The organism is Pseudomonas sp. H3_E07 (assembly GCF_054668895.1).
The window spans coordinates 2,366,685-2,392,086 of record NZ_CP162795.1; the positions used below are offsets into that span (position 1 = coordinate 2,366,685).

Consider the following 25,402-nt stretch of genomic DNA (forward strand, 5'->3'; position numbering starts at 1 on the left):
CGCCTCAAACGAGGGTCTTTTGTTTCGAAAAAACAAGGGGTTGGCGCAGAAGGGGAAGAAGTGGAAGACGCTGTAGGAACAGCGCTTAAAACGCCCCCGAGGTGAGCCCTCGGGGGCGTCTGAATCAGGCCGGCTGGGCCTGGGACAACAGCGGTTGCAACGGCAGCAACGGCGCGTGCGGGTCAGCCTTGATCGAATCCCGCCAGGCGGCGAGCCACTCGGCATGGCCTTCGCTCCAGACCTGCTCGTGCAGGCGGGCAAGGGCCACCGGGTCACTGAGCAAGGCCAGGCGTTCAGCGTTGTTGAGGCCGGCAGGGCCGACTTTCAACGCGTGACGCACACGCTCGGCACGCAGGTACTCGATCGGCTCGGCCTGGGCATGACGCGAGGTTGCCAGGGCACAGGCCAGGGCGTTCTGCTGCGGGTCGACCACCGAACGCACGAAGCCGTCGTTCAGCGCGTGCCAACGGTTTTCGTGGGTGTACTTGTCGGTGGACAACAGCGCTTGCGGCGGATTGTATTCCTCAGGGATCAGGAACAGGCTCTCGTCACGGGACTTGAGGCCCAAACCGACACGGCTGGAGATCACCGACACCGGGATCGACAGCATCAGCGAACCCACGATCGGTACCAACCACCACAGGAAACTCGGGTTCAACCACACCACCAGCAGCGCCCACAGGAAGCCCAGCAGGGTTTGCGGACCGTGGCGCTTGACCGCTTCGCTCCATGGGGTGGAGTCGTCGTCACGCTGCGGCGAGTTCCAGGTCGCAGCCCAGCCGAGAAACGCGGCAAGTACGAAGCGAGTGTGGAAAATCATCCGCACCGGCGCCAGCAGCATGGAGAACAACATCTCCAGCAGCATCGACAAGGTCACCTTGAACTTGCCACCGAACTCTTTCGCGCCCTTGGCCCAGATCAGGATGATGCTCAGCAGTTTCGGCAGGAACAGCAGCACGATAGTCGTGGAGAACAGCGCCACCGCCTTGTCCGGGTGCCATTGCGGCCACAGCGGGTACAACTGGCGTGGTGCCATGAAGTACTGCGGCTCCATCAGCGTGTTTACCGCCAGCAGCGCCGTGGACAGCACCAGGAACAGGAACCACAACGGCGCCGACAGGTAGGACATCACGCCGGTCAGGAACACCGCACGGTGCACCGGGTGCATGCCCTTGACGAGGAACAGGCGGAAGTTCATCAGGTTGCCGTGGCACCAGCGACGGTCACGCTTGAGCTCATCCAGCAGGTTCGGTGGCAGTTCTTCGTAGCTGCCTGGCAGGTCGTAGGCAATCCACACGCCCCAGCCAGCACGACGCATCAGCGCAGCTTCAACGAAGTCGTGGGACAGAATGGAACCGGCGAACGCGCCTTTGCCCGGCAACGGCGCCAGGGCGCAGTGCTCGATAAACGGTTTCATGCGGATGATCGCGTTGTGACCCCAGTAGTGGGATTCACCCAGCTGCCAGAAGTGCAAGCCGGCGGTGAACAGCGGGCCGTACACACGGGTAGCGAACTGCTGCATGCGCGCATACAGCGTGTCCATACCCGACGCACGCGGCGCAGTCTGGATAATCCCCGCGTCCGGCGTGGCTTCCATCAGGCGTACCAGGCTGGTCAGGCATTCGCCGCTCATCACGCTGTCCGCGTCGAGCACGACCATGTACTTGTAGTCACCGCCCCAACGACGGCAGAAGTCGTCGAGGTTTCCGCTCTTGCGCTTTACGCGACGGCGACGACGGCGATAGAAGATCTTGCCGAAACCACCGGCTTCACGGCACACGTCGAGCCAGGCTTGCTGCTCGGCGATGCAGATGTCGGCGTCATTACTGTCGCTGAGCACGAAGAAGTCGAAGCGATCCAGGTCACCGGTGGCGGCCACCGACTCAAACGTCGCGCGCAAACCGGCAAATACCCGAGGCACGTCTTCGTTGCAGATCGGCATCACCAGCGCGGTACGGGCGTCCTTGGGAATCGGCTCGTCACCGGCACTTTTACCGGAGATGCGGTATTTATCGTGGCCAGTCAGCAACTCCAGAAAGCCCATCAGCGCAGTCCAGAAACCGGCCGACACCCAGCAGAACAAGATCCCGAACATGATCAGGATGCTGGTTTGCAGGGCGTATGGCAGTACCTGGGTAGCGGTTTGCAGCAGGGTCTGGTTGCGGATTTCGTCGAAGTCCACCAGCGACCAGCCCTGGTACGGCATGATGCCTTTCATGTACCAACCGGCGACCAGGGTCTGGCCGATCATCAGCACCAGCAGGATGTAGCGGCGGATGGAGCCGACGGTACGCCAGCGCGCAGCCGGCAATACACGCTCATCCTTTGGCGGAGCAGGCGGGTTGCTGCGCCCGGTGATACGACGCCAGCCGCGCACCAGGATATTGGTGCGCCATGGCTCCGGGACCACGCGGGTACGACGGATCGGCGGCGTGGCCTTCAGGCACACGCGACCAGCGGCGTCGAGCGCCAGCATTTCGGCGTCTTGCAGCTCTTCGGCCGTGCTCAGGGTCAACCGCGTGCCGACCGACGCCTGTGCGGCATCGCCAAGCGCGTCAAAGGTCGACGACGACAAGCGTTCGTGCAACTCGGTGAAGGATGTGCAGCCCGCCAGTTCGGCGCGCTGCTCAGCGGTCATCGGTAGATGCGCCAGATACTCCTGCAGAGTTTCTGGCTGGACTTGAGAGTTACTCATCGGCAGGCAACTGATAGCTCCAGGTTTCGGTCAGGACTTGTTCGGTCTTGATCGGCTCCGGTGTGGCTGGGGCAGCTTCTGGCTGCTTGGCTTCCTTGTCTTTCGCGTCTTTCTTGGCCTGTTTTTCGTGCTGCTTGGCCAGGACCTTGTCGGCCTTGAGCACGTGGCTCGAGTCCTGCTCAGGGGCAGGTGGCGGAACGTCCTGCACCAGCGCTGCGCGCATTTCGGTCGGCTTGCCTGCGTCCTTGATCTTCATGCGCAGGGTCAGGCGCCAGCCTTTGGTGTGCTCGTTGTAGCGCACGCTGTTTTCAACCAGTTCGGCGTTGTCGCTGACACTGACTTGGCTACGCACCGCGGCATCCGACGGCAAAGCCTTGAGGGACGGGCCCTCGAAGTCCACCAGGTAGGCCACGCTGCCATCCGGCTGACGGATCAGGTTGGATTGCTTCACGTCACCGGTGGAGCGCAGGGTCTGCTTGACCCAGGCGCTGTCGCTCGGGTGCAGGGCCTTTTCGTCCATGGTCCAGTGCAGGCGATAGGAAACGTCCAGTGGCTTGCCGATTTCAGGCAGCTCTGCCGGGCTCCAGAACGCAACGATGTTGTCGTTGGTTTCATCGGCGGTCGGGATTTCCACCAGGTTGACGGTGCCTTTGCCCCAGTCGCCCTCAGGCTCGATCCAGGCGCTTGGGCGCTTGTCGTAGTTGTCGTCCAGGTCTTCGTAGTGGCTGAAGTCGCGACCGCGTTGCAGCAGGCCGAAACCTTTCGGGTTCTCTACGGTGAAGTTGCTGACCGACAGGTGTTTAGGGTTGTTCAGGGGGCGCCAGATCCACTCGCCGTTGCCGGCATGGATCGACAGACCGCTGGAGTCGTGCAGTTCACGGCGGTAGTTCAGCACTTTGGAAGGCTGGTTCGCGCCGAACAGGTACATGCTGGTCAACGGGGCAACGCCCAGTTTGGTGACTTTGTCGCGCAGGAACATCTGGGATTTCACGTCGACAATGGTGTCGGTGCCCGGACGCAGGATCAGGCGATAAGCACCCGTAGCCCGTGGAGAGTCCAGCAGGGCAAAGATCACCAGTTGTTTCTCACCCGGCTTTGGACGCTCGATCCAGAACTCGGTGAAACGCGGGAATTCTTCGCCGGACGGCAATGCCGTGTCGATCGCCATGCCGCGGGCGGACAGGCCATACGCCTGGCCCTTGCCGACCACGCGGAAATAGCTCGCGCCCAGCATGGTCATGATTTCGTCTTGCTTGTCGGCCTTGTTGATCGGGTACAGCACACGGAAGCCGGCATAACCCAGCTGTTCGGTGGCTTTGGGATCAAACTTCACGTCGCCGAAATCGAAGCGCGTCGGGTCGTATTTGATTTCCTGAACGCTGTCGGCGGTGACTTCGTTGATTTTCACCGGTGTATCAAAGTGCATACCCTGGTGATAGAAGGACAGCTTGAACGGGGTGTTCTGATCGGCCCACTCGGCTTTTTCGTTGCGGAAACGAATCTTCTGGTAGTCCGCGAACTTCATTTCGCGGAATTCGTTCGGCAGATTGCTGCGCGGAGCTTCGTATTTCTGCCCGGCCAGCTCTTTTGCCTTGGCCGACACATCATCCAGACTGAATGCCCACAGTTGACCCGCGCCGAACAGGCAAAACAGGGCGGAGCCCGTCACCAGTGCGTTTCGTAACCGTTTGGCAGACAATTTTGGTGCATTACAGGGACTAACAATCACGAGCAACCCTCGCCGAAAACAGATCAAAAAACCAACGGCCAGCTATCTATATGCCAGGTTGGCGAGCATTGTTCCGACTCCCGTGGGGCAAAATGATTCCCCAGTGGTTGTCGGACAAGTCTCTACCTAAGTCAAAATGGACCAAACAACGCTGATCCCCGTAGCGCGCGATTATCTAGTAGCCCGCGAAACAACGCATCAGGGATAACGAAGTATTTGTAGCGAAATCCTGCGTTTTTAGGCATTAAAAGTCGTTTTTAATACATTCACGTCTGCAAGAGAAAGGTCACAGGGCCATCATTGACCAAATGCACCTGCATATCGGCGCCAAAACGCCCTGACGCCACCTTGCCATGCAATTGTTGCGCTTGTAACAGCAAGTGATCAAAAAGCGCCGCTCCCAAGGCTGGCGGGGCCGCGGTGGAGAAGCTTGGCCGCAACCCGCTCTTGGTATCCGCCGCCAGCGTGAACTGCGACACCAGCAGCAACCCCCCGTCGATATCCTTCAACGACAGGTTCATCTTGCCTTCGTCGTCGCTGAACACCCGATAGTTCAACAGCTTGTGTAACAGCTTATCGGCACTCTCCGGCGTATCCGCAGGCTCAACGGCCACCAGGACCAGCAAACCCTGGTCGATGGCGCCGACGATTTCGCCCGCCACCTCGACCCGGGCGCCTCGCACCCGTTGCAACAGGCCCTTCATGCTTCTTCAGGCGGCAAGTCGAGCAAACGACGTGCCATCTGGCTGGTCGCACGCACCAAGGCATCCGTGATGCCGGGTTCGGAGGCGGCATGGCCGGCCTCGCGAATCACCTGCAGCTCACTGTTGGGCCACGCCTGGTGCAACTCCCAAGCGTTATCCAATGGGCAGATCATATCGTAGCGCCCGTGGATGATTACGCCAGGCAGATGGGCGATCTTGTGCATATCGCGGATCAGCTGGTTGGGCTCCAGGAAGGAGTTGTTGGTGAAGTAGTGGCACTCGATTCGCGCGATGGACAAGGCACGTTGCGGCTCGGAAAACCGCTCCACATGCTGCGGGCTCGGGCACAGGCCGAGCATGCGCCCTTCCCAGCCGGACCAGGCCTTGGCCGCGTGCATCTGGGCAATCTGGTCGTTGCCGGTGAGGCGCTTGTGGTAGGCCGCGATCATGTCATGGCGCTCTTCCGGCGGGATCGGCGCGATGTAGTCCTGCCAGTAATCCGGGAACAGGCGGCTGGCCCCTTCCTGGTAGAACCAATGAATGTCCTGCGGACGTGCCAGGAAAATACCGCGCACGATCAGGCCGTGAACGCGCTCCGGGTGGGTTTGCGCGTAGGCCAGGGCCAGCGTCGAACCCCAGGAACCACCGAACAGCACCCATTTGTCGATGCCCAGGTGCTCGCGGATGCGCTCAAGGTCAGCGACCAGGTCCCAGGTGGTGTTGTTTTCCAGGCTGGCGCGCGGGGTGGAGCGGCCGCAGCCACGCTGGTCGAAGGTGACAATGCGGTACAGGTTCGGGTCGAAATAGCAGCGGCTCTGGGCATCACAACCAGCACCAGGACCACCATGGATGAATACGACGGGCAAGCCTTCGGGGGAGCCACTTTCATCGACGTACAGCGTGTGGGTGTCATCGACGGCCAGATCGTGCCGGGCGTGGGGTTTGATCTGCGGGTACCAAGTCTGCATTGCGCGCTCCGTAGGGGGTCGGGTTCATCCCTGGGGGGACGTCTTTTATTTTGCCGTCTGGCACTATAAACCCGAATTGTGCAATGAGCATGTCCTAGAGCGCTTAGACCTGTGTCAGCCCTTCGCTGCCCAGGTAATCCAGCAGGTAATCGTAGAGCCGGTCCACTTCCGGCACCTGCCGCCGCGCGCGCAGGCAGCCATGCACCAGGCCTTTGCCGGGATACAGCACGGCGGTCACACCCGCCGCTTGCAGGCGCTCGGCGTACAAAATGCCGTCGTCGCGCAAGGGGTCGAACTGGGCCACGGCGATGAACGCCTTGGGCAAACCGCTGAAGTCTGCGGCCAGCAGCGGCATGGCGTAGGGCGACGGTTTGCCACTGCCCTGCAGGTACAGCGCCAGGTAGCTGTCGGTGTCGGCGCTGCTGAGCAGGGGCGCGTCCCTGCAATCGCGGCGCGAGGGCAAATCCGCCGGGCCGCCCAGGCCTGGGTAAATCAGTACTTGGGCCCGAGGTTGCGGCTCGCCGTCGTCGCGCAGGCCCAGGCACAAGGCCGCAGCCAGATTGCCGCCAGCGCTGTCGCCCATCACCACCAGACGTTGCCGGTTGATCGCATGCGGCCCCTGCCCCGCCTGGATCGCCCGCCACACGGCACGACAATCTTCGTAAGCGGCAGGGAAAGGGTGCTCCGGCGCCAGGCGGTAGTCGATGGCGATCACCAGCACTTGCAGAGCGCTGGCGAGTTCGACGCAGATGAAGTCGTGGGAATCCAGCCCGCCCACCACCCAGCCGCCGCCGTGTATATAAAGAAGGCACGGCCAACCATCAGCAGGACCGAGCATGGTCGGCAGGTAACTGCGCACGCCTCTGCCTGCGAGGGAAAAGTCTGTGACCGCCAAACCCTCAGGCGTGGGCGAGGTGAAGGCCCGGCACATGTGGTTGTAGGCCTGGCGCAACCTGGCGAGCGACGAGTCGTCGCCAGTGAAGGACGCAGTTTTGGCAACGAAAGCGGCCAACTCTGGAGAAATCGGATACATGCTCGAATATCCCTGACGCTGGAGATCAATGTGGGAGCTGGCTTGCCTGCGATAGCGGTGTACCTGCCAAGCATTCATTGCCTGATACACCGCTATCGCGGGCAAGCCTAGCTCCCACACTTGTTCGGTGCTGCCTGGTCTGGCAGGTTCGGCTCAGAGCTCCAGGCTGGCTTGTACGGCCGCCACTCCGTCCGTGCCATCAAACGCCGTGACCCCGGCCAGCCAGCGCTGCAAATCCTCAGGATGATCACGCAGCCATTGCCGGGCCACGTCCTGGGGCGACTCGCGCTCCATGATCGGCACCATCAACTGGCTTTCCTGGGCGGCGGTGAAAGTGAGGTTTTCCAACAAGCGATTGGCGTTGGGGCAGCGCTCGGCAAAATCCGGGGCGGTGACGGTGGAAACGGTAGCGCGGCCTTCGTCGGGGCCGAATACGTCTTCACTGCCGGTGAGGTAAGCCATCTTCATGTTGATGTTCATCGGGTGCGGGGTCCAACCGACGAACACCACGAATTCCTTGCGGTTCACCGCACGCTGCACCGCCGCCAGCATCCCCGCTTCACCGGAGGCGACCAACTTGAAGCCGCCAAGGCCGAAGCGGTTGGTGTCGATCATTTTCTGGATGTCGGTGTTGGCGCCGCTGCCTGGCTCGATGCCATAGATCTTGCCGCCGAGCTTGTCCTTGAAACGGGCGATATCGGCGAAGGTCTTCAAGCCGGCATCGGCCACGTATTGCGGCACGGCCAGGGTGGCCTGGGCATCGGCGAGGCTCGGGGTGTCGAACACCTTGACCTGCTTGGCCGCGAGGAAGGGCGCGATGTTGTTGTCCATCGCGGGCTTCCAGTAGCCGAGGAAGATATCCAGGCGCTTGTCGCGGATGCCGGCAAAGATGATCTGCTGCACGGCGCTGGTCTGTTTGCTGTCGTAGCCGAGGCCATTGAGCAGCACATCGGCCATCCCGGAGGTGGCGACCACGTCAGTCCAGCTGACCACGCCCATGCGGATGTTCTTGCAGGAAGCCGGTTCGGCGGCCATGGCATGGGCGCTGAGCAACGCGGCGGCGGTGAGGGTCAACAACAGTCGTTTCATGGAGGAGGTCTCACTCGGCAGCTTTATTGTAGGAGTGGCGTCTGACGCGCCGTATCCACAACCTTACTCAGCGAGACCTCGACAAAAGCGACCTGTGGCGACCGGGTTTTGCACCCAGGCGACAGACGGTCAGCCGTAGCGTTTCTGCCCCCACGCCAACAGCCCCTGCAACAACTGCTTCAACACCACCCGAGTCGGCTCGGCCAGATCCGGGCGATAACGGAACGGTTCGAACTCCTCCATATAGGCGCTCTGGCACAACTCCAACTGCACCGCGTGAATATCCTGCGCCGGGTCGCCGTAGTGACGGGTGATGTGGCCACCCTTGAAGCGCCCGTTAAGCACATGGGTGTACTGCGGATGCGCGGCACAAATGGCCTCTAACTGGTTGGCCAGCTCAGGATCACAGGCGGCTCCGTTGAACGTACCGAGGTTGAAGTCCGGCAGTTTGCCGTCGAACAGGTGCGGGATGACCGAGCGGATCGAATGCGCATCGAACAGCAAGGCGTAGCCGAATTCGGCCTTGAGCCGCGCCAGTTCCTCCTGCAACGTGCGGTGATACGGGCCCCAGACCTTTTGCAAGTAACTGGCGCGCTCGGCCTCGCTCGGTTCCAACCCTTCGCGGAACAATGGCACGCCATCAAACAATGTCGCCGGATACAGACCGGTGGTGGCGCCCGCGTACAGCGGCTTGTCGTCGGATGGACGGTTAAGGTCGATCACGAACCGCGAGTACTCGGCCGCCAGGGTGCTGGCGCCCAGTTCTTCGGCAAAGTCATAGAGCGTGGGGATGTGCCAGTCGGTGTCCGGCAAGCTTTGCGCTTCAGGGATCAACCCCGCCTCGACAGCAGGCGTCAGGCGCAGGCCGGCGTGGGGCATGCTGATCAACAGCGGCACACGGCCTTGTTTGAAATTCAGAACCTTATCCACAAGCAGCACTCCTCAAACAGTGACATCGACGCCGTGGCGTACGACGCGTTTATCCAGCTCGCCGCCCAGCCAATAGGCCAGGTCGGCGGGGCGATCAATCTGCCAGGCGACAAAGTCCGCGACCTTGCCCGCTTCCAGCGAGCCGTGGGTGTCGCCCATGCCCAATGCGGTGGCCGCATGTTGGGTGGCGCCCGCCAAGGCTTCTTCCGGGGTCATGCGGAACAGCGTGCAGGCCATGTTCAGCATCAGGCGCACCGACAGTGCCGGCGAGGTGCCGGGGTTGAGGTCGCTGGCAATGGCGATCTTCACGCCGTGCTTGCGCAGGGCATCCATCGGCGGTAGCTGGGTTTCGCGCAGGAAGTAGAAGGCGCCCGGCAGCAGCACCGCAACGGTGCCGGAGGCGGCCATGGCGATGGCATCGTCTTCGGTCATGAATTCCAGGTGATCCGCCGACAGCGCCTGGTAACGCGCAGCCAGGCTGGAGCCGTGCAGCGACGACAGTTGCTCGGCGTGCAGCTTCACCGGCAGGCCCAACTGCTGGGCGACTTTGAACACGCGCTCCACCTGCTCGGTGGAAAACGCCAGGTATTCGCAGAACGCATCCACCGCGTCCACCAGACCTTCTGCCGCCAGTGCCGGCAGCATCTCGACGCAGATGTGGTCGATGTAATCGTCGGCGCGGTCTTTGTATTCGGGTGGCAAGGCATGGGCCGCCAGGCACGTAGCACGCACACTGACCGGCAGTGCTTCACCGAGGCGACGGGCCACCCGCAGCATTTTGCGTTCGTTGACCAGATCCAGCCCGTAGCCGGACTTGATCTCTACTGTGGTGACGCCGTCGCGCAGCAAACTGCGCAGGCGCTTGTGGGCGCTGGCGAACAGTTCATCCTCGGTCGCGGCACGGGTGGCGCGCACGGTGCTGGCAATACCGCCGCCCTTGGCCGCGATCTCGGCGTAGCTCACGCCTTCGAGGCGCTGCTCGAATTCGCCGCTGCGGTTGCCGCCGAACACCGTGTGGGTGTGGCAGTCGATCAGCCCGGGGGTGACCCACGCGCCTTGCAGGTCATGCATCTGGGCGTAATCTGCCGTGGGTACCTGGCTGCGGGGGCCGATCCACTCAATGAGCGAACCGGCAGTCACCATGGCGGCATCCTCGATGATCGAGTAGTTGCCCTGTGCCATGGTTGCGACGTGGCAGTGTTGCCAAAGCGTTTTCATCAACGCCTCCCTAAGTTATCGATGAGACAAAGCCGCGTCGTAATGGACCTTGGCCGCTTGCCCTGCCGAAGGTTTGACCCACAGCAGGTACGCGACGACCAGCAACACGATCCACACGGCACCGACCAGCAAGGCGGCCTGGGTGTCCGGGAAATAACCCAGCACACCAAACACGAACAGCATGAAGACGATGGCGGCCGCTGGCGCGTAGGGCCAGAACGGCACGGGGAATTTCAGTTCGGCGACCTGTTCCTTGGTCATCGAGCGGCGCATGGCGACCTGGGTGAACAAGATCATCAGCCACACCCAAACAGTGGCGAAGGTCGCAATCGAGGCAATCACCAGAAACACGTTTTCCGGGATCAGGTAGTTGAGCACCACGCCGCAAAGCAGCGCCGCACCCATTACCACGACAGTCATCCAGGGCACGCCCTGTTTGGACAGTTGTGCAAAACCCTTGGGCGCCTGCCCTTGCTGGGCCAGGCCGTACATCATGCGACCCGCGCCGAAGATGTCACTGTTGATGGCCGAGACGGCCGCCGAGATCACGACGATATTGAGAATGGTCGCCGCCGAGCCGATGCCGAGGTTGCTGAAGATCTGCACGAACGGGCTGCCCTGGCTGCCGATCTGCGGCCACGGATAGATAGCCATCAGCACAAACAGGGTCAGCACGTAGAACAACAGAATGCGCAGCGGCACCGCGTTGATCGCCTTGGGGATCACGCGCTGTGGGTCCTTGGCTTCACCGGCGGTGATGCCGATGATTTCGATGCCGCCAAAAGCGAACATCACCACTGCAAAGGAGGCGATCAGGCCGCCGATGCCGTTGGGCATGAAGCCGCCGTGGGCCCACAGGTTGCTGAGGCCGCTGGCCTGGGTTTCACCGGCCGAATGAATGCCGAACAGCATGATGCCAAAACCGCCGAGGATCATCGCCACAATGGCGCCGACCTTGAGCAACGACAGCCAGAACTCCATTTCGCCAAACACTTTGACGTTGCACAGGTTCAGGCCGCCAATCAAAAGCACAATGCCGAGCACCCAGACCCAACGCGCGACGTCGGGAAACCAGAAGCCCATGTAGATACCGAAGGCTGTCACGTCGGCGAGGCAGACGATGATCATTTCAAAGGCGTAGGTCCAGCCAAGAATGAACCCTGCCATAGGGCCCAGGTAGGTGCTGGCGTACTGGCCGAAAGAACCGGCCACCGGGTTGTGCACAGCCATTTCGCCGAGGGCGCGCATCACCATGAATACGGCGGCGCCACCGATCAGGTAGGCCAGCAGCACGGCAGGGCCAGCCATCTGGATGGCGGAGGCGGAGCCATAGAACAGCCCGGTACCGATCGCGGAACCGAGTGCCATGAAGCGAATATGTCGGGCGCTGAGCCCGCGTTTCAAACCCTTTTCTTGCTGTTGCATTTCTCTTCCCTAGTTATTGTTATCCCGAGAAAATCTGAATCTGCAAAAGATCAAATGTGGGAGCTGGCTTGCCTGCGATGGCGGTGTATCAATCACACATGCTTCAACTGACAGATAGCTATCGCAGGCAAGCCAGCGCCCTCAATGGTCCGCTGTCGCGCTTAAAGGCTCGGCAGGAGATTGGCCGGCACCAACTCATTCAGGCAGCGGCTGGCCAACAGCTCGCTGGCGGCGTTGATGTCCGGCGCGAAGAAACGGTCCTTCTCATAGAACGCCACTTTGCCGCGCAGAATCCCGCGCGCCTTTTCAAGCGCAGGTGACGTTTTCAGGCCTTCACGCAGGTCCAGGCCCTGACACGCGGCAAGCCATTCCACGGCGAGAACGCCACGGGTGTTCTCGGCCATTTCCCACAGGCGCTTGCCCGCAGCTGGGGCCATGGACACGTGGTCTTCCTGGTTGGCCGAGGTCGGCAGGCTGTCGACGCTATGGGGGTGTGCCAGCGCCTTGTTTTCGCTGGCGAGCGCAGCGGCGGTCACCTGGGCGATCATGAAGCCGGAGTTCACGCCGCCATTGCCCACCAGAAACGGCGGCAGTTGCGACATGTGCTTGTCCATCATCAGCGAGATACGACGCTCGCTGAGGGAGCCGATTTCAGCGATGGCCAGCGCCATGTTATCGGCCGCCATGGCAACCGGTTCGGCGTGGAAGTTACCGCCGGAAATCACGTCGCCTTGTGTGGCAAATACCAGCGGGTTATCCGACACGGCATTGGCTTCTACCACCAGTACCTCGGCGGCCTGGCGGAACTGGGTCAGGCAGGCGCCCATGACTTGTGGTTGGCAGCGCAGGGAGTACGGGTCCTGCACTTTGTCGCAGTTCTGGTGCGACTGGGACACCTGGCTGCTTTCACCCAGCAGATGACGATAGGCCGCAGCCGAATCGATCTGCCCACGCTGGCCGCGCGCGGCGTGAATACGTGCGTCGAACGGCGAGCGCGAGCCCAGCACCGCTTCCACGGTGAGCGCGCCGCACGCCAGGGCACCGGCGAACAGGTCTTCGCCTTCAAACAGGCCACGCAACGCATAGGCGGTGGACACTTGGGTGCCGTTAAGCAGCGCCAGGCCTTCTTTGGCGGCAAGGGTCAGCGGGGTCAAACCGGCGACTTTCAGCGCCTCGGTCGCGTCCAGCCACTCGCCCTTGTAGCGCGCCTTGCCTTCGCCCAGCAGCACCAGGGACATGTGCGCCAATGGCGCCAGGTCACCGGAGGCACCGACCGAACCTTTCAAAGGAATATGCGGGTACACCTCGGCGTTGATCAGCGCGATCAGCGCGTCGATCACCTGGCGGCGGATCCCGGAGAACCCACGGCTCAGACTGTTGACCTTGAGCACCATGACCAGCCGCACCAGTGCGTCGCTGATCGGCTCACCCACGCCGGCGGCATGGGACAACACCAGGGAACGCTGGAGGTTTTCCAGGTCTTCGCTGGCGATGCGGGTCGAAGCCAGCAGGCCGAAACCCGTGTTGATGCCATAGGCGGTGCGGTTCTCGGCGAGAATCTGCTCCACGCAGGCAACACTGGCTTCGATCTGCGCCGTGGCGCTGTCATCCAGGCTAAGGGTTACCGGCTGCTGGTAGATAGCTCGCAGTTGGGCAAGGCTCAGTTGACCTGGAATCAGGTTTAGCGCAGTCACATTCATACTCCTTTTGAATTGTTCTTTTGAATTGGTTTTCAGTGGAAATTGGGTAAATCGGTGTCTTTGAGCAGCTTGGCGGCGGCCGCAATGTCCGGCGCCAGCCAGCGGTCCTGCGCATAGGCCGGCACCACTTCACGCAACAGGCGCCAGGCGCGGTCAGTGCCGGCGCCGAAGCGTTGCTCTTTGAGGAACTCAAACGCCTGGGCCGCCAGCAGGTACTCGATAGCGAGGATCTGCGTCACGTTGGCCAGCACCTGGTGCAGCTTGAGCGCGGCATTGGTGCCCATGCTCAGGTGGTCTTCCTGCAGGCCCGAGGTGACGAAGTTGTCGAGCACCGCCGGTTGTGCCAATTGGCGGTTTTGCCCACACAGCGAAGCGGCGACGTACTGCACGATCATCATCCCGGAGTTGACCCCTGGGTTGCTCACCAGGAACGCCGGCAAGCCGCTGACGTGCGGGTTGATCAGACGGTCCAGGCGACGTTCGGCCACCGCGCCGATTTCGGCCATGGCAATCGCCAGCATGTCCGCCGCCAGCGCCACAGACTGCCCATGCGGGTTGGCCTGGGACACCACGCGGTAGTGGTCCGGCGTGCCGAGCACCAACGGGTTGTCGGTGGCGCTGTTGAGTTCGGTCTCGATCTGGCGGGTGGCGTGCTCTACCTGATCGCGCGCCGCACCATGGATCTGCGGGATCGAGCGGATACTCAGGGCGTCCTGGGTGCGAATGCCTTGGCTGCTGGCGATCACTTCGCTGCCATCAAGCAAGGCGCGCAGGTTGATGCCCACTTGTTGCATGCCTGGGTGGGGTTTGAGGGCGATGATTTCTTCGTCAAACGCGTCGATCTGGCCGCGCTGGGCTTCGAAGCTCATGGCGCCGATCACGTCGGCCCATTGCAACAAGTGATGGGCGTCGGCCAGGGCCAGGCAGCTCAGGCCGGTCATGCACGGCGTGCCATTGACCAGGCACAGGCCGTCCTTGGCGCCCAGCACTACCGGGTGCAAACCTTCCGCGCTTAATGCTTCTTGAGCCGGGACGATCCGGCCTTGATAACTCACAGTGCCCACACCCAGCAGGGCCACCCCGACATGGGCCATATGGGTCAAATAACCCACCGACCCCTGGGACGGCACTTGCGGTGTGATGCCATGGTTGAGCAACGCCAGCAACGAGTGCACCACCTGCGGATGCAGGCCGGATTTGCCGTGGCTGTAGTTGATGATCGCCGCGCAGATGATCGCGCGGGTCTGCTCGTCACTCAGCACCGGGCCGACGCCGCAGGCATGGCTCAGCAAGGTGTTGCGCGACAACTGGCTGAGTTGTTCACCCTTGAGCGACACATTGCACAACGCGCCCAGGCCGGTGTTCACGCCGTAGGCGCGCTCGCCGCTGGTGACAATGCGCTGCACGATGGCCTGGGCATTGTCGATGCGCGCCCAGGCCTGGCCCGAAAGTTCGAGGACAGCGCCATGACGAGCGACGGCGGCTACGTCCTGCCAGCGCAATGGCGCATCGGCGATGGTGATTTTTGTTGCCTGGGACATCTTCATACCTTCTTTAATTCTTGTGCAGCTTTGCCGGCCTCTTCGCGAGCAAGCCCGGCTCCCACAGTTGAACTGTGTGAACCGATTAACTTGTGGGAGCTGGCTTGTCGAATCGTCGCACCGCTGCGATAGCGCCAGCCGGCTCACCACAAGGTCGAAATCAGACCACCGCGGCCCGCCGCTGGACAAACCGATCCACATACTCATCCGCCGGCGAATGCAGGATCTCCCGAGGCGTGCCGACCTGGATAAGCTTGCCGTCCTTGAGGATCGCAATGCGGTTGCCGATACGCACGGCCTCATCGAGGTCATGGGTGATGAACACGATGGTTTTGTGCAGGGTCTTTTGCAGCTCCAGTAATTGGTCCTGCATCTCGGCGCGGATCAGCGGGTCGAGGGCGCTGAAGGCCTCGTCCATCAGGATGATGTCGGTATCCGCCGCCAATGCACGGGCCAGGCCGACGCGCTGGCGCATGCCGCCAGAGAGCTGGTGCGGATATTTGTTTTCGTAGCCCTTGAGGCCGACGGTTCCGATCCAGTGCAGGGCGCGTTCAGCGCACACCTGTTTGGTTTCACCCCGTACCTTCAGGCCGTAGGCGACGTTGTCGAGCACGCTCTTGTGGGGCAGCAGGCCGAAGCTCTGGAACACCATGCTGATCTTGTGCCGACGGAATTGGCGCAGGGCTTCCATGTCCAGTTGCAGGATGTCTTCGCCGTCCACCAGGATCGCGCCGCTGGTGGGATCGATCAGGCGGTTGAAGTGGCGCACCAACGTGGACTTGCCGGAACCCGACAAGCCCATGATCACGAAGATCTCACCCGTGCCGATGCTCAGGGACAGATCGTTCACGCCGACCACGCAGCCGGTCTCGGCAAGCACCTGGTCCTTGGTCTTGCCCTGGCCGATCAGCGACAGCGCATCCTTGGAGCGGGCGCCGAAGATCTTGAAGACGTTTTTAACTTCGATTTTGCTGACAGTAGTCATTTGCTCGCCTCATGCCGGGGACGACCATAGGCCTGGGTAATGCGGTCGATGACCACTGCGAGAATCACGATCGCCAAGCCGGCCTCAAGGCCACGCCCGACGTTGAGGGTCTGGATGCCGACAAGGACATCTTCACCCAAGCCTCGGGCGCCGATCATCGAGGCGATCACCACCATCGACAGCGCCATCATGGTGGTCTGGTTGATACCGGCCATGATGCTCGGCAACGCCAGCGGCAGCTGCACGCCGAACAGTTGCTGCCAACGGTTGGCACCGAAGGCGTTGATCGCTTCCATGACTTCGCCGTCGACTTGGCGAATCCCCAAATCTGTCAGGCGAATCAGCGGCGGTGCGGCGTAGATCACCGTGGCGAAAATCGCCGGGACCTTGCCCAGGCCGAACAGCATCAACACCGGGATCAGGTACACGAAGCTCGGCATGGTCTGCATGATGTCGAGCAGCGGCATCAGCACCGAGCGCAGGCGATTGCTGCGTGCGGACAGGATACCCAGCGGCACGCCGATCAACACCGAGATCACCGTGGCGACCATCATCAAGGCCAGGGTTTGCATCAGCTTGTCCCACAGGCCAACCGCACCTACGAGGAACAGCAAACCGACGATCACCGCCGTGGTCACCACCTTGCGGGTGGCGTGCCAGGCGACACCGCCGACGATAGCCAGCATCAGCCACCAGGGCGCTGCGCGCAGCAACCCTTCCAGGTTGACGATGGCCCACAGCAGGGTGTCGGAAATGTGCCGGAACACATCACCGTAGTTGGTGACCAATGAGTCCACCCAACCGTTGACCCAGTCGGCGATGGAAAACGTAAAACTCTCAGGAAACATATCGTGCTCTCGATCCAGTGGGTTGTGGCCAGGCGCCCGGCTGCCCCTCAGGGTAGCCGGGCACGCTTGACCTACAAGGCCGCGTCGATTTTCTTGGCTGCGTCGTCGCTCACCCAGGCGTGCCAAACTTCAGGATGTTCCTTGAGGAAAATTTTCGCCAGTTTTGGCGACTCAATGCGCTCCTTGGCCATGCGACCCAGGTTCTGGTTCAGCAGGTCGATAGGCAGGTTGACCTTTTCCAGCACAGCCACCAGTTCAGGCGCCTGCTCGTGGAAGGTCTTGGACAGGCCGACCTTGATGCTCACGCTTTTATCCACACCGGGCTTTTCTTCCAGCTTGACCAGGTCGACCTGGCCCATCAGCGGCGTTGGCGACCAGTAGTAGAACAGGATCGGCTCGCCACGCTTGTAGCTCGACAGCACGGCGGCATCCAGCGCCGGGCCGGTGCCTGGACGGAAGTTGGTATAGGTGCTTTCCAGGCCATAGCTTTTCAGCATCTCGCTGTTGTCCAGCTCGCAGGTCCACCCAGCCGGGCAGTTGTAGAAACGGCCCTTGGACGGCTCTTCCTGATCCTTGAACACCGAGGCGTACTTGGCCAGGTCGGCAATATTTTTCAGGTCCGGTGCCTTGGCTTCCAGCTTGCGTTTGGCATCACCTTCGATCACATAACGCGGCACGTACCAGCCTTCGATAGCGCCGACAACCGGGGCGCCGACGCCGACGACTTTGCCGGCCTTCTCGGCCTTGTTCCAGACTTCACTGCGGCCCACCCATTCTTCGGCGAAGACCTGAATGTCGTTGCTGCTCAGGGCGTTTTCCATGGTGATGGAGTTGCCCGGCAGGCTGTCGGTTTTGCAGTCGTAGCCTTTTTCCAGCACGGTTTGCAGGATGTCGGTGAGCAACATGCCGCTTTCCCAGTTCAGGCCTGCGAACTTCACCGGCTTGCCGGATTCGCACCAACCTGCCGCCTGGGCGCCAGCGCTTGCCAACACACCTGCAGAGAGCAAGGTGGCCATCAGGGTCTTATGCATTTTCATTGTTGTGACGCTCCCAATCTTGAAATGGATTACGGCAGTCAGTAGGCGTCCTGCCCTGTCCACGTCCCATCAGGCTTGTGCAGCCAGCCCGTTTGTTCTTGGTATAGCGCCCTGCTCTGTTGGCAGGATCAGTTGATCGGGCACCGTGCCGTGCCATTTTTTCGCACACAGGTAATACAGCGCTGCCGGCAGCACCAGTCCGATGATCCAGGAAATATCCACATCACCCAGCGCGGCCACCAAAGGGCCGGTGTAGAACTTGGTGGAGATGAACGGCAACTGCACCAGCACGCCGAACACGTACACGCTGATACCCAGCAGGTTCCAGCGACCGTAGCGACCGTTTGGGTCGGCCAGCGCCGGCACGTCATAGCGTTCACGGGTGATGCAGTAGTAGTCCACCAGGTTGATCGCGCTCCAAGGCGTGAAGAACGCCAACAGGAACAGGATGAAAGACTTGAATGCCCCGAGGAACGAATGCTGGCCGAGCAACGCGATCAAGGTCGCCGTGCCGACAATCGCCAGCACGAACACCAGACGCTGCAAGCGCGTGACCTCCAGGCGACCGCGAAAGCCGCTGATGATGGTCGCGATGCACATGAAGCTGCCGTAAGAGTTCAGCGTCGAGATGGTGACCTTGCCGAAGGCGATGCTGAAGTACAGCAGCGCAGCAGTGGCACCCGTACCACTCAAGCCCACGATGTAGGCGACTTCGTGACCGGCGAATTGCCCGTTGGACATCGCCGCGGCAAACACGCCGAGGATCATTGCCACCTGCGCGCCAATCACCGAACCCGCACCCGCGGCGAGAAAGGTTTTCAGCGAGGAGGTGTTGCTCGGTAAATAGCGTGAGTAGTCCGCCACGTAGGGGCCGAAGGCGATCTGCCAGGAGGCCGCGAGCGACACCGCCAGCAGGAAGCTGCTCCAGCTGAAATGGCGAATCTGCAAGAGTGCGCCAACGTCGGTCTGGCTCATCAGACGGCTGAACAGGTAGACAAAGGCAATCACGCCAATAACGCTGGCGACACGGCCGATGAAATGGATCACCCGATAACCGAGCACCGTGACCAGCACGATGACACTGGCAAAAATCAGGATACCGACGCTGTCGCTGACCCCGAACAACTGACCCAGCGCTTGACCGGAAAGTACCGTTCCGGTGGCGGTGAAGCCGAGGTACATCAGGCACACCAGCACAATCGGGATCGCCGCGCCATACACCCCAAACTGCACCCGGCTGGAGATCATCTGCGGCAGGCCGAGCTTGGGCCCTTGCGCCGCATGCAACGCCATGACGCCACCGCCGATCAATTGACCGACCAACAGGCCGATCAACGACCAGAACACATCACCGCCCAGCACCACGGCCAAGGCCCCGGTGACAATCGCGGTGATCTGCAGGTTGGCACCCATCCACAGGGTGAACTGGCTAAATAGACGACCGTGTCTTTCCGCTTCCGGGATGTAGTCGATCGAACGCCTTTCGATCAACGGGGTGGTGCTTGCACGTGCGTCATTTGCAGCCATGTGTGTTCAACCTCTGATGGATTGTTTCCTGGTTCACTGCAGATCAAATGTGGGAGCGGGCGTGCTCGCGAAAGCGGACGTCCAGTCAATCTTTCTGTAGCTGACCCACCGCATTCGCGAGCAAGCCCGCTCCCACATTAGCTATTTGATCATCGGGAGATTGAGGCCCTGCTCTTTGGCGCAATCGATGGCGATCTGGTAACCGGCATCTGCGTGACGCATCACACCGGTGGCCGGGTCGTTGTGCAGTACACGGGCAATGCGCTCGGCCGCTTCATCGGTACCGTCGCAGACGATGACCATGCCGGAGTGCTGGGAGAAGCCCATGCCCACGCCACCACCGTGGTGCAGCGACACCCAGGTCGCGCCGCTGGCAGTGTTGAGCAAGGCGTTGAGCAGTGGCCAATCGGACACGGCGTCGGAGCCGTCCTGCATGGCTTCGGTTTCGCGGTTCGGGCTTGCGACCGAGCCGGAGTCCAGGTGATCACGGCCGATCACGACCGGTGCCGACAGCTCGCCGCTGCGTACCATTTCGTTGAACGCCAGGCCCAGCTTGGCGCGCTGGCCCAGGCCAACCCAGCAGATTCGCGCCGGCAGGCCCTGGAAGCTGATGCGCTCACGCGCCATGTCCAGCCAGTTGTGCAGGTGGGCGTCGTCTGGGATCAGCTCTTTGACCTTGGCGTCGGTCTTGTAGATGTCCTGCGGGTCACCGGACAGCGCCGCCCAACGGAACGGGCCGATGCCACGGCAGAACAGTGGGCGGATGTAGGCCGGGACGAAACCTGGGAAGTCGAATGCGTTTTCCACGCCTTCTTCTTGCGCCATCTGACGGATGTTGTTGCCGTAGTCGAAGGTCGGGATGCCTTGTTTCTGGAATTCCAGCATGGCTTTGACGTGCACGGCCATCGACTGCTTGGCGGCCTTGATCACGGCAGCAGGCTCGGTCTTGGCGCGGGCGCGGTATTCGTCCCAGGTCCAACCGGCCGGCAGGTAGCCGTTGAGGGGGTCGTGGGCGCTGGTCTGGTCGGTGACCATGTCCGGACGCACGCCGCGCTTGACCAGTTCCGGCAGAATTTCCGCCGCGTTGCCCAGCAGGGCGACAGAGATGGCCTTGCCTTCCTTGGTGTACTTGGCGATACGCGCCAGGGCGTCGTCGAGATCGGTGGCTTGCTCATCGACGTAGCGGCTGTTGAGACGGAAGTCGATGCTGACCTGCTGGCACTCAATGTTCAGCGAGCAGGCACCGGCCAGGGTTGCCGCCAAAGGCTGCGCGCCGCCCATGCCGCCGAGACCGGCGGTGAGTACCCAACGGCCGGTAAGGTCGCTGTTGTAGTGCTGGCGGCCGGCTTCAACGAAGGTTTCGTAAGTGCCCTGGACGATGCCTTGGCTGCCGATGTAGATCCAGCTGCCGGCGGTCATCTGGCCATACATGGCCAGGCCCTTGGCATCCAGTTCGTTGAAGTGTTCCCAGCTGGCCCAGTGTGGCACCAGGTTGGAGTTGGCGATCAGCACGCGCGGGGCATTGCTGTGGGTCTTGAATACGCCGACCGGCTTGCCGGATTGCACCAGCAGGGTTTCGTCGTCATTCAGATGAGTGAGGCTCTCGACGATCTGGTCGTAGCACTCCCAGTTACGCGCTGCACGGCCGATACCGCCGTACACCACCAATTCTTTCGGGTTCTCGGCCACTTGCGGGTCAAGGTTGTTCATCAGCATGCGCAGCGGCGCTTCAGTCAGCCAGCTTTTGGCGGTGAGCTTGTTACCGTGGGCGGCACGGATTTCGACGTCACGGTACTTTGTAGGCTTGGTCACAGCTAGGACTCCTCGGCGATCGATGCGCGAACATGGATGGTGCGAAGCAGAGTCTTACGCACACATCTTTACTTGTACATACAAGCATATGCAATCAAACGGCCAACTTCCCGAGGGCGCCGTGCGGATTTTTTTCGAAGTCGAGCTCAAGCCTTGGAAAATAAGGCTTTGAGACTTTATGAAATTTCTTGCGGAGGCGTTTTGCTACGCGAAAGGTTTGTCACGACAGCGGGGTTTTGCGCCACGCTGGGGCATTTGGTAACAAATTGGTGCGAGGGGCAGGAAACAGAATTTGTGCTTACCACAAAACAAATGTGGGAGCGGGCTCGCTCGCGAATGCGGTGGGTCAGCCAGCCTATCTGGTGCTGAGACACCGCATTCGCGAGCAAGCCCGCCCCCACAGTTTTAACCGCGCGGAGTCAGCTCGATGATGCAGCTGCGGCCACTGACGGAGATGTCCAACACGCCAGTGTTACCGTCCACTTGCAGGCAATCGTGATGACCCAGCTTCTGGTCCAACACCTTCACTTCATCAGCCACGCTGAACACCAGCACCGTCTGCGCGGTACTGAAAAAACGCTGCACACCGTCGATCCACTGTAGGCGGGCGTGGTAACGCTGTGGCGAATAGATCAGGTTGAAATCGCGGATCGGGCCAGTGATGAGCCGGCACGACACCTGGCTGTCACCTTTGAACGCGAACGGTTGCAGCGGTAACAAGCCGCGCTGTTCCTCACCATCCACGGTCAACACCATGCCCGCGCCTTTGATCACAGTGATCACGCGCTGGTAGCCGGCGAATGTGGAGAACCCGCCCGACTCACCGATATCGGCAATCGACAGGCGCCAGCCAAAACCATCCAGGCCAGTACCGGCATCGCGGGTAATTTCTTCGGTGCTGCCGCCGCCGTTTTTCCACGGCATGCGTACGTAATCGGCGGCGCGCCAGACTGTTACCGAACTCATTTACTGAAACGTCCTTCCAGGCTGTGACGGGAACCGGGGTGGATCAAACGCGCGGCGGTCACCGGCTGGCGGCCCGACCAGGTGCGTCGGCGAATCAACAGGCACGGTTCGGTGGGTTCGATCTGCAGCAGCTTGCACTCGGCCGCGTCGGCGAGGATGGCTTCGACCACGTGCTCGCCTTCGGTCAGTGGCGCCACCTGGTTCAGGTAGGCGTAGGGCGTTTGCTGGGTGAAATCCTGCTGCAGGTATTCCGGCGCGACCAGGGCGTTGACGAAACGGTCTTCGATTTGCACGGGAATATCGTTTTCGAAGTGCACGATCAACGAGTGGAATACCCGTCCACCTTCGCGCATCTCCAGGGCGACGGCGCGCTCGGAACCGGCGGCCTCTTCGCCCAGGTGGATGACCTGGCAGGTATGCCGATGACCGCGGGAGGCGATCTCATCGGCAATGTTGTGCACTTCGAACAGGGCAGACTGGCTCTTGGGCTCAGCGACAAAGGTGCCGACACCCTGCATGCGCACCAACAACCCTTCGGCGGTGAGCTCGCGCAGGGCGCGGTTGATGGTCATGCGACTGAAACCCAGCTGGCTGACCAGTTCGCTCTCCGACGGCACGCGGTAATGAGGCGGCCAGTTGCCGTTGAGAATCTGCTGACTGATCATCTGTTTGACGCGGGCATACAAGGGCGCCGGACTTTCGTCCATGTGGGCAGCCAGCGAAGACTTGGCAGGCGGAGTCGGCACAGGGAATCCTTGCAGGGGGAAAAGATGCATAGATTGCCGGAGTTTACCGAGCAGGCAAACGTCTGTATATGTATATACAAATAAACACACGACCGGGGTGCCTTGATCATGTCCGCTTTCTTTGCCGAACGCGCGCTGCTGCCTAATGGATGGGCCAATGATGTACGTCTTGAAGTCAGCGCCGAAGGCCTGCTGATTAAAGTAGAGGCCAATGCCAGGGCAGACGGTGCAGAACGGCTGAGAGGCCCTGTGTTGGCGGGCATGCCGAACCTGCACTCCCATGCTTTCCAGCGTGCCATGGCCGGTTTGGCGGAAGTTGCCGGTAACCCGAATGACAGTTTCTGGACCTGGCGCGACCTGATGTATCGCATGGTGGGCAAGATCAACCCGGATCAATTGCAGGTGATCGCACGCCAGCTGTACATCGAAATGCTCAAGGCCGGCTACACGTCGGTGGCCGAATTCCACTATGTGCACCATGACATCAGCGGCCAGCCGTATGCCGATCGTACGGAGCTGTCGCGGCAGATCAGCCAGGCGGCAGCCACTAGCGGGATTGGCCTGACACTGGTGCCAGTGCTTTACACCCACTCCGGGTTTGGCGGCCAGGCGCCAAATGAAGGCCAGCGGCGGTTTATCAACAGCACCGAACACTACCTGGACCTGCAGGCGCAGTTGAAACCCATCCTCGCCGCACAACCGGCGCAACAGTTGGGGTTGTGTTTCCACTCGTTGCGTGCGGTGACGCCCGAACAAATCAATGCAGTGCTGGCCGCCAGCGACAAAGCGTGCCCGGTGCATATCCACATCGCCGAACAGCAAAAAGAAGTCGATGACTGCCTGGCCTGGAGCGGCAAACGCCCGCTGCAATGGCTGTATGACAACGTAGAAGTGGATGAGCGCTGGTGCCTGGTGCATGCCACCCATGCCGATGCGGATGAAGTCGCGCGCATGGCCAAGAGCCGTGCGATTGCCGGCTTGTGCCTGACCACCGAGGCCAACCTGGGTGACGGGATTTTCCCGGCGGTGGATTTTCTCGCCCAGGGCGGACGCATGGGCATCGGGTCCGACAGCCATGTATCACTGAGCGTGGTGGAAGAGTTGCGTTGGCTGGAATACGGCCAGCGCTTGCGCGATCAGCGGCGTAACCGGCTGTATCGCGGTGATCAGCCGATGGTCGGCCGCACGCTGTTTGATGCCGCGCTGGACGGTGGTGCCCAAGCGCTGGGGCAGCCGATTGGTCGATTGGAAGTGGGTAAGCGAGCGGATTGGATTGTGCTGGACGGTAATGATCCGTACCTGGCGACGGCAACGGAGGACGGGATTCTCAATCGCTGGCTGTTCGCAGGCGGAGATCGGCAGGTGCGGGATGTGCTGGTGAACGGGAAGTGGGTGGTGCGCGATGGGCACCACGCCGGTGAAGAGGACAGCAATCGCGCCTTCACACAGGTATTAAAGGACCTACTCGGTTAAAACTGTGGGAGCGGGGTTGCTGGCGAATGCGGTGTGCCAGTCATTGCATCTGTCGACTGACACGCCGCATTCGTGAGCAAGCCCGCTCCCACATTTTGATCCGCATTCATTCAGGGTTATTGCGAGGTTTTCGCCATCTGCTTGTCCGACGTGCGCCAGATCAAACGTGTGGTGTCATACCCCTGTTGCCGCGCCCTGCTCAGCAGGTCTTCGCGGGTGTCCGCATTGACCGTCGGCGTGCGCGACAAGATCCACATGTAGCGCCGGCTAGGGCTGCCGACGATCGCAGTCTTGTAGTCATCGCTGACATACAGCACCCAGTAGTCGCCCTTGGCGACGCCGGGTAACAGCGCGGTAAACCAGTTATTGAATTCCACCCAGAGCTTGTCGGTCTTGCCTGGCACTTGCGGAGTGGCGGTGCCCTTGGCTTCTTCCCACTTCCATTCGGTCGTCAAGCAACGGTTGAACACCGACATATCGCCATCGGGCAACAGGGTGTAGCGAGCTTCGGACTGGGCGCAATTGCGCTGGAAATACATCGGCAATCGGGCCAACTCATACCAGGTGCCCTGGTAACGCTTGAGGTTGACGCTGCCGGCTGTCTTGGGTTGCAGATCATCGCCAGAATGGCTGGCGCAGCCCGCCAAAAACAGGCTGGCACAAAGGAACAAAACAAAACGCATCATTCTTCTTCTCCCGCAGGCTCTCGCCCCGGTTTACTTCAGGCCTTGCCCGGAAAACATCAGAACTTTGTCACCGGCATATTGAACGCTGATAAAGCTGGTTTTATCGCCCCAGGTGCAACTGGACATGCCCAGCGCGCCGGAACAATCGGTCGGCTTACCCAGCAACGACTCCACCTCAGCCTTGGCCATGCCAGCCGACAACTTCGCGTAGTTTTCTTGGTTGACCTTGCTGCAAGCGCCCAACAACACGCAAAAAGCCAGCAAAGCGAGACGGCGTAACGACATGGAAA

Annotated in this window: 20 protein-coding genes and 1 pseudogene; 1 reads left to right on the forward strand and 20 read right to left on the reverse strand. The window is 61.2% G+C overall.

The genetic code is table 11. The features are described from left to right. Positions 1-122: 122 nt before the first annotated feature. The 18 genes and pseudogenes from mdoH to hutC all read right to left on the reverse strand — a co-directional run. A pseudogene (mdoH, locus tag AB4O08_RS10760) lies at positions 123-2,695 on the reverse strand (glucans biosynthesis glucosyltransferase MdoH); the annotation flags it as partial. After that, on the reverse strand, positions 2,688-4,424 hold the full coding sequence (locus tag AB4O08_RS10765; RefSeq protein WP_042571398.1) for a glucan biosynthesis protein G: 1,737 nt from the start codon (positions 4,422-4,424) through the stop codon (positions 2,688-2,690). The gene AB4O08_RS10765 and the pseudogene mdoH, both read right to left, overlap by 8 nt. Before the next feature lie 266 nt (positions 4,425-4,690). Beyond that, the gene (gene dtd / locus AB4O08_RS10770) at positions 4,691-5,128 is read right to left on the reverse strand and encodes a D-aminoacyl-tRNA deacylase (RefSeq protein WP_016979155.1); all 438 of its coding nucleotides are present in this window, start codon (positions 5,126-5,128) and stop codon (positions 4,691-4,693) included. Then, the gene (gene pip / locus AB4O08_RS10775; RefSeq protein WP_010213829.1) at positions 5,125-6,096 is read right to left on the reverse strand and encodes a prolyl aminopeptidase; all 972 of its coding nucleotides are present in this window, start codon (positions 6,094-6,096) and stop codon (positions 5,125-5,127) included. Before pip ends, dtd begins: the two co-directional genes overlap by 4 nt. Positions 6,097-6,199: 103 nt before the next feature. Next, entirely contained in the window at positions 6,200-7,129 is a 930-nt protein-coding gene (locus AB4O08_RS10780) for an alpha/beta hydrolase (RefSeq protein ID WP_460114857.1), read from the reverse strand. Between the two features lie 153 nt (positions 7,130-7,282). Continuing rightward, on the reverse strand, positions 7,283-8,218 hold the full coding sequence (locus AB4O08_RS10785) for a choline ABC transporter substrate-binding protein (protein ID WP_021492178.1): 936 nt from the start codon (positions 8,216-8,218) through the stop codon (positions 7,283-7,285). 129 nt (positions 8,219-8,347) lie between these two features. Then, positions 8,348-9,148 carry an N-formylglutamate deformylase gene (gene hutG / locus AB4O08_RS10790; protein ID WP_021492179.1) on the reverse strand — a complete coding sequence of 267 codons (801 nt, stop codon included), beginning with the start codon at positions 9,146-9,148 and terminating at the stop codon, positions 8,348-8,350. 12 nt (positions 9,149-9,160) lie between these two features. Then, positions 9,161-10,366 carry an imidazolonepropionase gene (hutI, locus tag AB4O08_RS10795; RefSeq protein WP_096143953.1) on the reverse strand — a complete coding sequence of 402 codons (1,206 nt, stop codon included), beginning with the start codon at positions 10,364-10,366 and terminating at the stop codon, positions 9,161-9,163. A 15-nt stretch (positions 10,367-10,381) separates the two neighbouring features. Beyond that, entirely contained in the window at positions 10,382-11,791 is a 1,410-nt protein-coding gene (locus AB4O08_RS10800; RefSeq protein ID WP_460114858.1) for an amino acid permease, read from the reverse strand. Positions 11,792-11,952: 161 nt separating this feature from the next. Continuing rightward, positions 11,953-13,491, reverse strand: a complete 1,539-nt coding sequence (hutH, locus tag AB4O08_RS10805) for a histidine ammonia-lyase (protein ID WP_460114113.1) — start codon at positions 13,489-13,491, stop codon at positions 11,953-11,955. Positions 13,492-13,523: 32 nt separating this feature from the next. Beyond that, complete coding sequence (hutH, locus tag AB4O08_RS10810) at positions 13,524-15,032, reverse strand: histidine ammonia-lyase (protein WP_252959554.1); 1,509 nt, start codon at positions 15,030-15,032, stop codon at positions 13,524-13,526. Between the two features lie 160 nt (positions 15,033-15,192). Next, a complete protein-coding gene (locus tag AB4O08_RS10815; protein ID WP_010213841.1) occupies positions 15,193-16,017 on the reverse strand; it encodes a quaternary amine ABC transporter ATP-binding protein in 825 nt (274 codons plus the stop codon). Continuing rightward, positions 16,014-16,865, reverse strand: coding sequence for an ABC transporter permease (locus tag AB4O08_RS10820; protein ID WP_010213842.1), 852 nt, complete (start codon positions 16,863-16,865; stop codon positions 16,014-16,016). Before AB4O08_RS10820 ends, AB4O08_RS10815 begins: the two co-directional genes overlap by 4 nt. A gap of 71 nt (positions 16,866-16,936) precedes the next feature. Beyond that, a complete protein-coding gene (locus tag AB4O08_RS10825; protein WP_010213844.1) occupies positions 16,937-17,902 on the reverse strand; it encodes an ABC transporter substrate-binding protein in 966 nt (321 codons plus the stop codon). A gap of 69 nt (positions 17,903-17,971) precedes the next feature. Further along, the gene (locus AB4O08_RS10830) at positions 17,972-19,429 is read right to left on the reverse strand and encodes a purine-cytosine permease family protein (RefSeq protein ID WP_010213845.1); all 1,458 of its coding nucleotides are present in this window, start codon (positions 19,427-19,429) and stop codon (positions 17,972-17,974) included. 141 nt (positions 19,430-19,570) lie between these two features. After that, a complete protein-coding gene (gene hutU / locus AB4O08_RS10835; protein WP_010213847.1) occupies positions 19,571-21,241 on the reverse strand; it encodes a urocanate hydratase in 1,671 nt (556 codons plus the stop codon). A gap of 405 nt (positions 21,242-21,646) precedes the next feature. Beyond that, positions 21,647-22,207, reverse strand: coding sequence for a HutD/Ves family protein (locus AB4O08_RS10840; protein WP_010213848.1), 561 nt, complete (start codon positions 22,205-22,207; stop codon positions 21,647-21,649). Next, on the reverse strand, positions 22,204-22,914 hold the full coding sequence (hutC, locus tag AB4O08_RS10845; protein WP_232920667.1) for a histidine utilization repressor: 711 nt from the start codon (positions 22,912-22,914) through the stop codon (positions 22,204-22,206). The genes AB4O08_RS10840 and hutC overlap by 4 nt, the downstream gene beginning before the upstream one ends. 147 nt (positions 22,915-23,061) lie before the next feature. Here hutC and AB4O08_RS10850 point away from each other — a divergent pair, with 147 nt between their 5' ends. Continuing rightward, positions 23,062-24,426: a formimidoylglutamate deiminase gene (locus AB4O08_RS10850; protein WP_460114114.1), complete on the forward strand. Its 1,365-nt coding sequence runs from the start codon at positions 23,062-23,064 to the stop codon at positions 24,424-24,426. Between the two features lie 116 nt (positions 24,427-24,542). On the opposite strand, the gene AB4O08_RS10855 is transcribed toward AB4O08_RS10850, so the two are convergent. After that, positions 24,543-25,112 carry a lipocalin family protein gene (locus AB4O08_RS10855; RefSeq protein ID WP_010213852.1) on the reverse strand — a complete coding sequence of 190 codons (570 nt, stop codon included), beginning with the start codon at positions 25,110-25,112 and terminating at the stop codon, positions 24,543-24,545. Positions 25,113-25,142: 30 nt separating this feature from the next. Further along, positions 25,143-25,397, reverse strand: coding sequence for a hypothetical protein (locus AB4O08_RS10860; RefSeq protein WP_010213853.1), 255 nt, complete (start codon positions 25,395-25,397; stop codon positions 25,143-25,145). Positions 25,398-25,402 lie beyond the last annotated feature (5 nt).